Origin of the sequence: Streptomyces pathocidini, from assembly GCF_001418495.1 — a bacterium.
Taxonomy (GTDB): domain Bacteria; phylum Actinomycetota; class Actinomycetes; order Streptomycetales; family Streptomycetaceae; genus Streptomyces; species Streptomyces pathocidini.
In genome coordinates this window covers 1-1,524 of record NZ_LIQY01000624.1, presented here as the reverse complement: position 1 = coordinate 1,524, position 1,524 = coordinate 1, and the positions used below count along the sequence as shown (strand labels likewise).

The following is a 1,524-nucleotide window of genomic DNA, read 5'->3' as shown; positions in this document are numbered from 1 at the left end:
CCCCGGTGCCGCCCCCGGACCCCGCTCCTGAGCCGGGCCCCCGGGCCGCGCCCCGTTGTCCTTCTCCGGCCGGTGGAGTGCCGCACGGGCGGCGGCCCGCGCCTCGGTGCCGCTCGCCGAGCCCTTCGCCCGCCGTGAGACGGCCAGCCCGCACCCGGCCCGTACGAGGTCGTGGAGGGTCAGCCCGAAGGTGTCCGCGAAGGTCGGTCCCGGGCTCTGGCCGTGGTCGGAGAGCAGGACGATCCGGTAGTCGCGCGGCGCGTGCTCCGCGACCTTCGCGATCAGCGCGATGGACCGGTCCAGGCGGGCCAGGACCCGTTGGGCGTCCCGGCTGTGCGGCCCCGAGTGGTGGGCCACCTCGTCATAGCCGACCAGGTCGGCGTAGACGGCCGTGCGCCCCGCCAGCATGTCGCCGATGACCGCCGCGACGACCACGTCCCGCTCGACGACGGTCGCGAACGCGCGCAGGAAGGGATACAGCCCGCCCCGCCCCACGCGCGGCCGCTCGCGTCGCACCCGCGCACGCGTGGACTGGCCGATCTCCCGGCAGACCTCGGCCACGTAGGAAACGGCCGTACGGGTCGCGTTCGCCGGGTCGGAGAAGTACGCGTAGTAGCCGGCGCGGGAGCGGTTGGCCCTGCCGCGCCGGGCCGACACCGAGAGGACGAGCGCCAGTTGGTCGGCCCCGCCGCTGAACAGGTTCCCGCGGCTGGCCCCGTCGACCGTCAGCAGCCCGCCGTTCCCGCTGCGCCGGACCGCGCGGCGCTGGAGCTCGGCCACGCTCGTCGGGCGGCTGCACACCATCACCTCGCCGGTGTCCTTCTCGTACCACCGGAACGCCGGGACGTCGTGGTTCGAGCCGTGCAGGATGCCGAGCTGGCTGGCCCCGGTCTGGCTCGACCAGTCGGTGCGCCAGGGCGTGAGCCGGTGGCTGCCCGACGCGTGCCAGCCCGCCACCGTCTCCAGCAGCCCCTCCCGCAGCGCGTCCGTCAGCACCCCGTACCCGACGCCGTCCAGCTGGAGGAAGACCGTGCCGGCCGTCTTCGACCGGCCCAGTGCCTCGTCGCGGCGGTGCCCGCGCCGTTGGGCGAGGCGGCGGAGCCGCCGCCGGTACGCGCCGTCGTCGCGCACGGCCAGCGCCGTGCTGGTCGCCGAGGCGACCGCGGACATGACGGCCGCGACCACGACGGCCGTGTCCGGCGCGACGTCTCCTCGCTGGGCCGGCACCAGCCGCAGCGCGACCAGCAGCACCGAGCCGTTCAGGAAGAACACCAGCAGCCCGAGCACCAGCGCGGGCACCAGCAGCAGGGCCCGTACGAGCACGGGCCATACCAGTGCGCTGAGCAGGCCGAACGCCCCGGCGCCGAGCGCGGCGGTGACTCCGATACGGGTGGCGCTGTCCCCGTCCGCGGACTGCAGCCGGAAGTCCGGCAGCAGTCCGGCCAGCACGAGCAGCGTCAGCGTGCTCGCTCCCCAGACGACCAGGACGCGCAGCGCGGCCCCGCCCACCGCCCGCCACTTGCC

At 75.8% G+C, this 1,524-nt stretch carries 1 protein-coding gene; it reads right to left on the bottom strand.

From position 1 onward, the window contains the following. The coding region (locus tag AOK16_RS23690; RefSeq protein WP_240483725.1) for a phage holin family protein at positions 1-1,524 on the bottom strand (1,524 nt) is incomplete at both ends.